The 7316-nt window shown below is 42.1% G+C and carries 8 protein-coding genes; 1 reads left to right on the top strand and 7 read right to left on the bottom strand.

The features are described 5' to 3' along the window. Positions 1 to 237: 237 nt before the first annotated feature. The 7 genes from IM322_RS12315 to IM322_RS12285 all read right to left on the bottom strand — a co-directional run bounded on the left by IM322_RS12315 (position 238) and on the right by IM322_RS12285 (position 6100). On the bottom strand, positions 238 to 867 hold the full coding sequence (locus IM322_RS12315; RefSeq protein WP_287675676.1) for a DUF1294 domain-containing protein: 630 nt from the start codon (positions 865 to 867) through the stop codon (positions 238 to 240). A gap of 777 nt (positions 868 to 1644) precedes the next feature. Continuing rightward, on the bottom strand, positions 1645 to 2013 hold the full coding sequence (locus tag IM322_RS12310; RefSeq protein WP_287675675.1) for a clan AA aspartic protease: 369 nt from the start codon (positions 2011 to 2013) through the stop codon (positions 1645 to 1647). Next, a complete protein-coding gene (locus IM322_RS12305; RefSeq protein WP_286825377.1) occupies positions 2010 to 2285 on the bottom strand; it encodes a hypothetical protein in 276 nt (91 codons plus the stop codon). The genes IM322_RS12310 and IM322_RS12305 overlap by 4 nt, the downstream gene beginning before the upstream one ends. 67 nt (positions 2286 to 2352) lie before the next feature. Next, positions 2353 to 2769: a hypothetical protein gene (locus tag IM322_RS12300; protein WP_287675674.1), complete on the bottom strand. Its 417-nt coding sequence runs from the start codon at positions 2767 to 2769 to the stop codon at positions 2353 to 2355. A 368-nt stretch (positions 2770 to 3137) separates the two neighbouring features. Continuing rightward, complete coding sequence (locus IM322_RS12295) at positions 3138 to 3602, bottom strand: DUF29 domain-containing protein (protein WP_287675673.1); 465 nt, start codon at positions 3600 to 3602, stop codon at positions 3138 to 3140. A 43-nt stretch (positions 3603 to 3645) separates the two neighbouring features. Further along, the gene (gene msrP, locus IM322_RS12290; protein WP_287675672.1) at positions 3646 to 4629 is read right to left on the bottom strand and encodes a protein-methionine-sulfoxide reductase catalytic subunit MsrP; all 984 of its coding nucleotides are present in this window, start codon (positions 4627 to 4629) and stop codon (positions 3646 to 3648) included. A gap of 85 nt (positions 4630 to 4714) precedes the next feature. Beyond that, entirely contained in the window at positions 4715 to 6100 is a 1386-nt protein-coding gene (locus IM322_RS12285; protein ID WP_287675677.1) for a cytochrome P450, read from the bottom strand. Between the two features lie 264 nt (positions 6101 to 6364). On the opposite strand from IM322_RS12285, the gene IM322_RS12280 reads away from it, so the two are divergent. Continuing rightward, the gene (locus IM322_RS12280; protein ID WP_287675671.1) at positions 6365 to 7120 is read left to right on the top strand and encodes a TVP38/TMEM64 family protein; all 756 of its coding nucleotides are present in this window, start codon (positions 6365 to 6367) and stop codon (positions 7118 to 7120) included. Positions 7121 to 7316 lie beyond the last annotated feature (196 nt).

Below are 7316 nucleotides of genomic sequence, written 5' to 3'. Positions count from 1 at the left end.
TTGTTGATACTATCTATTTGCCTTCTGGCTAATAGCAATAGTCTTTTTTCTTAGACATAAGTTTTCTTAATTAGTTTCTCTAAGTATTTTGTATCAGATGTTACTAAATACTCTGGTTATTCAAACTTTTCCATCTACTGAATGTGCATGGTGCGTTCCCCAAAATCGATCGCTGGAGCAGTAAGAGCCACATTAGGGAACGCACCCTACGGCTGCTGCTTTTAGAATCGCAATACCTCATAGCGTTCCTCTCAAAAACAGCCAAAACAGCCATACAACATAATGAATGATCACGATCGCCCAAAAAGTGACTTGATAAGACTCTTTCTGACCTTTATGGCGCAATATTCGCTGGGCAATAAACCCGCCCAACCATCCACCTGCAAGTTCACACAGATGTAGCTTTTGTTCAGAAGTTCGCCAATCCTTTCGTTTAGCACGAGATTTATCATCTGCGTATAGAGCGTAAGTCACTAAACTCATTACGGGATAAAGAATCAGTGGAATGGGATTGCGTGTCGTCCATGTAAAATGAATAGCTCCAACCAAAGGCAGAAGCGACAACAAAACTACCTCAACTATCGGAAAGCTTGAAATGATGGCATCAGAGGGTTTAGTTCGACTACTTGAAGGTGCTGACTTGTTTCTTGCTCCCAGAATAAATGCGTTGTAAGCTCGAACTTTGCCATCTGAGTCAACTATGCAGTGGTAATAAATCGTGTCGTTTTCTTGTGGACGACGGGTTGCATCTTTAACTTCAGAAATATGCAAAAAAACTTCTTGACTCCCATCAACGGGTTGAATAAAACCAAATCCACGCTCATCTTTCCATTTTGTAAGCTTTCCACTGCGGAGACCAGATTGCATGAAAAATAGACCTCTTGTAAAAATCAAAAATTGTTGTTAGGGTTAGGAGTCAGGCTTCGGCCGTGATCTCAGCCGAACGGAGTCAGTAGTCAGGAGAATTAAGAATGAATAATAATCAATTAAATGGTCTATTTAAGTATTTTATGCAATTTAATCCTTATTTTTACCGTTTTTGAACCCTCAAAAATTAATTATGCAAGAGGTTTAATCTCAATAACGAAAACTTTGTGATTCTAACAAATCACCTTCAAGGACAGCCACAACCAAAAAACGAAGCAGCCCAACTACATATTATGTGGAAACTTTCTGTATAACACTCTCTGGGGTAACGATATGGGTCAACTTTCGGTATATCACTCCATTTAGGCGCGATTGCAAGAACTTTTTCCTATATCACGCCCAAAAGCGTGTTAGCCAGATTAGCATATTGTCAAAAACCTTGTTTAACTAAATTCCTGACAATAAGCTAAAATAACAGGAGTTTTCTGGAATTATAGCGATGATTCTTCGATCTGACCGCACCCCTTGACAAAAATTTACAATTATTCGACCTTTAGCGATCGCTATCGGGAGATAGTTGTTTTTTGTTACAGCAGTGGGGAGAAGGGAGCGGGTTTTTCAAGTGGGATTGGCAGTTAATCATACTATTAAAAACCGATTCAGTATAACGGCTAAAGTGAGCGGCGGCAGATATGACCAAAACGAAGCGCAAAGATTTTATACCGTCCGCTCCACTGTGTTGTTAGACCGTGCCTCGCCGATCGCTTCTAACAAGGATCACAAGGCTTCAATTTTCACGATACCGCCCTCAACATTATCAACCTGCAATCGATAGCCGTAGAGCATCGCCATTCCGAGGAGCGGTTCTGTCTCTGATGCTGCAATATCGACCTCACGGTACTGCCCATCCCAAATGACTGTTGCGGTGTAAAAATCAAACAAGACTTCGCTACCATCCCCCAGAGTTGCTGGGTTGGAAATCGTCCAAGGCAATCCAAGACGAACAATGATTTCAGAGGGTAAAGACAGAAAGCCATCAAACCCTGTATCAATCACGGTATTGATGAATTCTCTTTGACCAGATGAATTACCAACAACAAGGGAAAGCGTGGCTTCCCGACGCAAATTCACCACTCCATATATCATTGACCCTTCTTCAAACTCCGCGAACCAAAGTGATAAACGGCGCGATGTCCAATCCGAATTCCAAAAGGCTGGGCATCGGGATTGCGCTCAAACAGCCGATTAGTTGCAGCTACGACCGTTTCATCAACCTCAAAATTTCCAGTTTCGATGTCGATCGCTAGGATTTTGCCCTCGTTGCCAGCTTCGACTTGCTGCCGAATGCCAGACTCATAAAGTTCTTGCCCGCGTTGGGCTATCTCTTCTTTGCTGTAACGTCGTTGGCGGACTGTCATCGGTATGACCTCGATTTCAAAATTAACCCCTCTATTTTACCCTGAACAACAAAGATGGCGATCACACTTAACATCTTAACAATAAAGCATTTGAGCTTGATCCTAGAAGTTTCAGTTCGTGGTTTGAAATCACCTTCAGGGTTATGGTTTTTTCTGCATCGTCTTGACTCTCTTTGATTATGACATACTCATTATCAATAATCCATTTTCCAAAGAAAACAGCTTCGGGAAGAGAAACAGCTTCAGGTGGGCCAACGGTGTATTTACTTCTTCGAGTGTAATTAACTCCTGATTCAAGGGTATATGTATTTTTCAATAATGTACCACCCACTCCCAAGCTTTGAGACCAACAACCAGATAGCTCAGACTCAGTTACGCTTGTCTTTTTGGGGAAAGCAGGTTCATTATTATTACTAGCTCGTCCAGAGCAGCCCACTAAACACAGCAAACTAATCGCTATTAATTGTGACACTCTGCTTAACATAATCTCGTTGGTTTACTTCCAAAATTCCGTCTAACTACATCTTATAGGTCAACTTTCCGTATAACACTCTCTGGGGTAACGATATGGGTCAACTTTCCGTATAACACTCTATTTAGGCGCGATTGCAAGAACTTTTCCCTATATCACGCCCAAAAGCGTGTTAGCCAGATTAGCATATTGCCAAAAACCTTGTTTAACTAAATTCCTGACAATAAGCTAAAATAACAGGATTTTTCTGGGATTCTAGCAATTATTCCTATGTCTGACCGCACCCCTTGACAAAAACTTACAATTATTCGACTTTTAGCGATCGCTATCGGGGTACGGTTGTTTTTTGTTACAGCAGTATGGAGCAGCCTGACTGATGGCTATATTTCCAGATTATCGCCCGCAGGAAACCAATCTTCATCGAGAATTTGTTCAAGGGAACCAATGGGAATAGCGGGGAAAGTATCGAGGGTTAATTGAGAGCGATCACTGGCATTTTTTCGGGCTGAAAGATAACATTCATCGAAAATTTCGAGAATATAGGGTTTCAGACTAGGACTATCTTTAACTTCTTTGATTATTTGTCGGCGAAAGTTTCTAATTTCCCCTTTCCAGTGACCCTCATTTCTAGCTTTTTCTCCTGTCCAGTAAGTTAGTTTCAGCAAATGTACCAGCAATTGAATCAAAAGATTTTCAATTGTGCGCTTTTCACTCCTTCCCATACTTGCTAACTCCTCCAGTAAATTCTCTAAATCTACCCGCTCAAACTGTCTCGCTTGCAGTTGATTAATGGTAGTTCTAATCCAGAGATAAAAGTCTTCTTCGTACAGGGTTTTATTGTCCATAAATACTTCCTTCAACTGAATAAAACGGGGATAATTATAGAATTTAACTATATAAACTAGCTACATATTCACTATAGCCATTATAGGGCAGAGTTTCGATAATTTCCCAAGATAAATCACTTCTACTACCGATAAATTTTTCCGTTGCTTGCGACCAACGGGGATGGGGTTTACTGGGGTTTACATTAGCCTCAAAATCGTATTCGTGAGCGTCAATTGTGTTCCAGTAGGTGGCGGGTTGTTTGGCGGTAAATTCAATTTTTACTATCGATTTTGCTCCTTTAAAACCGTATTTCCAAGGAATAACCATTCGCAAGGGTGCGCCCTGTTGTTTGGGTAAATCATGACCGAAAATTCCCACGGCAAAAAAGGCTAATTCGTTGGCCATTTCTTCAATTCTTAAACCTTCTGTATAGGGCCAAGGTAAGGCTCCTAAATGTAATCCTGGCCCTTTAGTAATTTCGGGATCATAAAAGGAAGTAAAACGGACGAATTTAGCTTCTGGTTTTGGTTCCACTGCTGCAATTAAAGCACTCATCGGAAAACCTAGCCAAGGTAAGACCATTGACCAAGCTTCCACACAACGAAAACGATAGATTCTTTCTTCGAGAGGAAAGGTTTTTTTAATAGTATCTATATCGTAGGTCTGGGGATTTTTTACCAATCCTCCCACTTCTACCGTCCAGGGATTCGTCGGTAATTTCTGCGCTTTTAACCAGATATTTTTGCCCCCTCCGAACTCATAAAAATTATTATATCTCCCCGCTACAGTTTCGGCAACTATAGGGCGATTTACCGTTAAAAACTGCGGATTTTTGCCGAACCCTTCAATTTTAGGTAATTGCAAACTTTTTTCTAAAGCTTCCGAGGAGGAGGATTTACCACAAGCAGTTAATAACAGTGAACTCCCCGCAATTCCTGCCCCGATTAACCCCTGTAAAAAGCGACGACGGTTAAAATAAACACTTTCAGAAGTAACTTCCTTTTCGGAAATTTGCCAAGATTTAGCTAAACGAATTAAGACCATAATTATCCCCAATTTTATTGACAAAAAAACAGAGTTATGATAGAGGATACCACAACTCTGATTGTACAATAGTTTGTCAGTTTTGTTAAGAAATTTCGGCGAGCATCGGGGCAGTCACCAGAGGTTCCCGTCGTCCTTTTAAGACCATGGGAACTCCTCGCGAGGGAGCAAGGGTTACACCGCGGCGGCTGGGTTTTTCGGGGGTATTATTAACTAGAGTTAACTGATAATTGGCTAAAATTGTGGCGATAGCGATTTTCATCTCGTAGATAGCTAAAACTTCCCCGATACAACGACGCGCTCCACCACCAAAAGGCATATATTCGTAGGGGGTGAATTGTTTTTCTAAAAAGCGTTCTGGTTTAAAAGTATGGGAATCGGGGAAAGTTTGCTCGCGGTGGTGAGCTAGATAAATACAACCCATAAGAATTGTCCCTTTTTCTAAAGGATAACCATCTAGTTCTACCGGTTCTTCCACTACTCGCGGAAAAGTTAACATTCCCACGGGATGAATGCGTAAAGTTTCCGAACAAACCGCCGAAAGATAGGGTAATCTAGTCATATCAATCGGGTTAGGATTATCTCCTAAAGTGGCTATTTCTTGGATAATTTTTGCTTTAATTTCTGGGCAGCGATGGGTCCAGTATAGCACCCAAGACATAGCAGTGGCCGTGGTTTCATGACCTGCGAATAATAAGGTCATTAATTCATCGCGCAATTCCTTATCGCTCATCGGGTTGCCTTCTTCATCCCGGGCCGACATCAGTAGTGATAAAATATCGGTACGATTGGGGTTAGGATTAGCTTTTCTTTCGGCAATTTCTGTGTAGATAATATCATCAATTTTTTCTTGGTAACGCTGGTATTTTCCCCAGGGACTCCAAGCACCAAAATCAGCCCGCAAAATTGGGAAAAATAACAAAGAAGCCATCACCGGAGAGTTAAAAATATCGAGCATTTCAGCGAGAGTTTTTTTCAGGGTTTGATAACGTTCCCCTTGACTAATTCCAAAAACTGCCTCCATAATTACTTGTAAAGCAATCGCTGTGGTCGCTGAACGGGCCTTAAAAGGTTGATTTTCGGGCAATTCTGCCATTACTCTCAGGGTAATATCGCGGATTAAATCGCCGTACAAACGCATTCTTTCCCCGTGAAAAGGTGGCAATAAAAGCTGACGGCGTTTTTTGTGGATATCTCCGTCTAACATGACGACGGAATAATCACCAATAATCGGGGCAATAATCCGATTGGCTTCCCCCGGGGCCGAGAATTGTTTACGGTCATTAGTTAAAAGCTGTTGTAGGGCTGCAGGACTACTGATAAAGATAAAATTATCTACAGTTAAACCCACTTTCGTGCTAAAAATATCGCCATGCTTGCGGGCGGCATTTTCCATAAAAGCTACGGGATTAATGATCCATTGTGCCATTTGCAGGAAGGTAGGTGCTTTGACCTTGGGGATGATTTTCATAGATTGATTGCTATATCCAATGCTAATTATTTCTAATTGTGACATTTTTTCCCCAGAGACGGCAAGGTGTAATATCAAGTAAAGAGCAAAAATTACCGGGCTGTTGGTTGTCTTATCTTCTCCCAGAGAGGGGGATTTTCTGGGAAGTTTCAGGCTTGGCTTTCTGGTCTGAACAATGATAACTAGGGTAGAATAGCTCCCAGTTCTATTTAATTCGCTTCTATAGTTCAATCTCTCTTTTTTCATTCCTTATAGGGACTTTTTATGATTATTTCCAAGTTTTTGCCCTTAGGAAAAACTGTGATTATCAGGCATTTACTGTTATTAACTACATTTAGCCTTGTTTTTCTCCTGACTACTCCCCCCGCTTTTGCCCTCCAATCCAGTGCCTCCACCGGTTTTAATCCTCAAACTATTCTTTTCAATGCCTTAACTTGGGTGGATAGTTTGGGAGGCGTGGGAGCGATCGCGTTTATAATTATCTATATTCTAGCTACTGTGGCCTTTTTTCCCGGTTCAATCCTGACTTTCGGGGCTGGTGTGGTTTTTGGCGTGGTTTTAGGCTCTTTTTACGTCTTTATCGGGGCAACTATCGGCGCTACTGCCGCTTTTTTGGTGGGACGTTATCTGGCTAGGGGTTGGGTAGCGGAAAAAATTCAAGGTAATAGTAAATTTCAAGCTATCGATGAAGCTGTGGGGAGAGAAGGCTTAAAAATAGTGCTTTTAACCCGTTTATCTCCCGTATTTCCCTTTAATCTGCTCAATTATGCCTATGGTGTCACCGGGGTTTCCCTGAAAGATTATCTACTAGGTTCCGCAGGCATGATTCCGGGGACAATAATGTATGTTTATATTGGCTCTTTAGCCGGCAATCTTGCCACTATCGGGACCTCGGCACCAGCCACTAACCCAGTTTTACAATGGACTATTCGCCTGATCGGTTTTATCGCTACCGTTGCCGTCACCCTCTACGTCACGAAAATTGCCCGTCAAGCCCTGGCATCAGTTATCAGTGAATAGTCATCGGTTATCAGTCAGGGTGTGGGGTGTGGGGTGTGGGGTGTGGGGTGTTAAGTTGACATCCTCGCCGCCGTAAAACGGACGGCGATTCCTCACCACGCCACCTTTTTAGAATGGTCGCGTCAATGGGGTTGACGCTTCACGGGATGCTGCTTCTTTAACAGAAGTCTTACGCTTTCCGACCCGTCCATTTTGA

The sequence above is a fragment of the Microcystis sp. M109S1 genome (assembly GCF_020247025.1).
In the GTDB taxonomy this organism is placed as follows: Bacteria; Cyanobacteriota; Cyanobacteriia; order Cyanobacteriales; family Microcystaceae; genus Microcystis.
This window is presented reverse-complemented; position numbering and strand designations above follow the sequence as displayed.

Excerpts from the sequence above, each read along its gene's own strand:
- IM322_RS12315 (WP_287675676.1), bottom strand. The coding sequence starts at position 867 with ATGCAATCTGGTCTCCGCAGTGGAAAGCTTACAAAATGGAAAGATGAG.
- IM322_RS12310 (WP_287675675.1), bottom strand. The coding sequence starts at position 2,013 with ATGATATATGGAGTGGTGAATTTGCGTCGGGAAGCCACGCTTTCCCTT.
- IM322_RS12305 (WP_286825377.1), bottom strand. The coding sequence starts at position 2,285 with ATGACAGTCCGCCAACGACGTTACAGCAAAGAAGAGATAGCCCAACGC.
- IM322_RS12300 (WP_287675674.1), bottom strand. The coding sequence starts at position 2,769 with ATGTTAAGCAGAGTGTCACAATTAATAGCGATTAGTTTGCTGTGTTTA.
- IM322_RS12295 (WP_287675673.1), bottom strand. The coding sequence starts at position 3,602 with ATGGACAATAAAACCCTGTACGAAGAAGACTTTTATCTCTGGATTAGA.
- msrP (WP_287675672.1), bottom strand. The coding sequence starts at position 4,629 with ATGGTCTTAATTCGTTTAGCTAAATCTTGGCAAATTTCCGAAAAGGAA.
- IM322_RS12285 (WP_287675677.1), bottom strand. The coding sequence starts at position 6,100 with ATGAAAATCATCCCCAAGGTCAAAGCACCTACCTTCCTGCAAATGGCA.
- IM322_RS12280 (WP_287675671.1), top strand. The coding sequence starts at position 6,365 with ATGATTATTTCCAAGTTTTTGCCCTTAGGAAAAACTGTGATTATCAGG.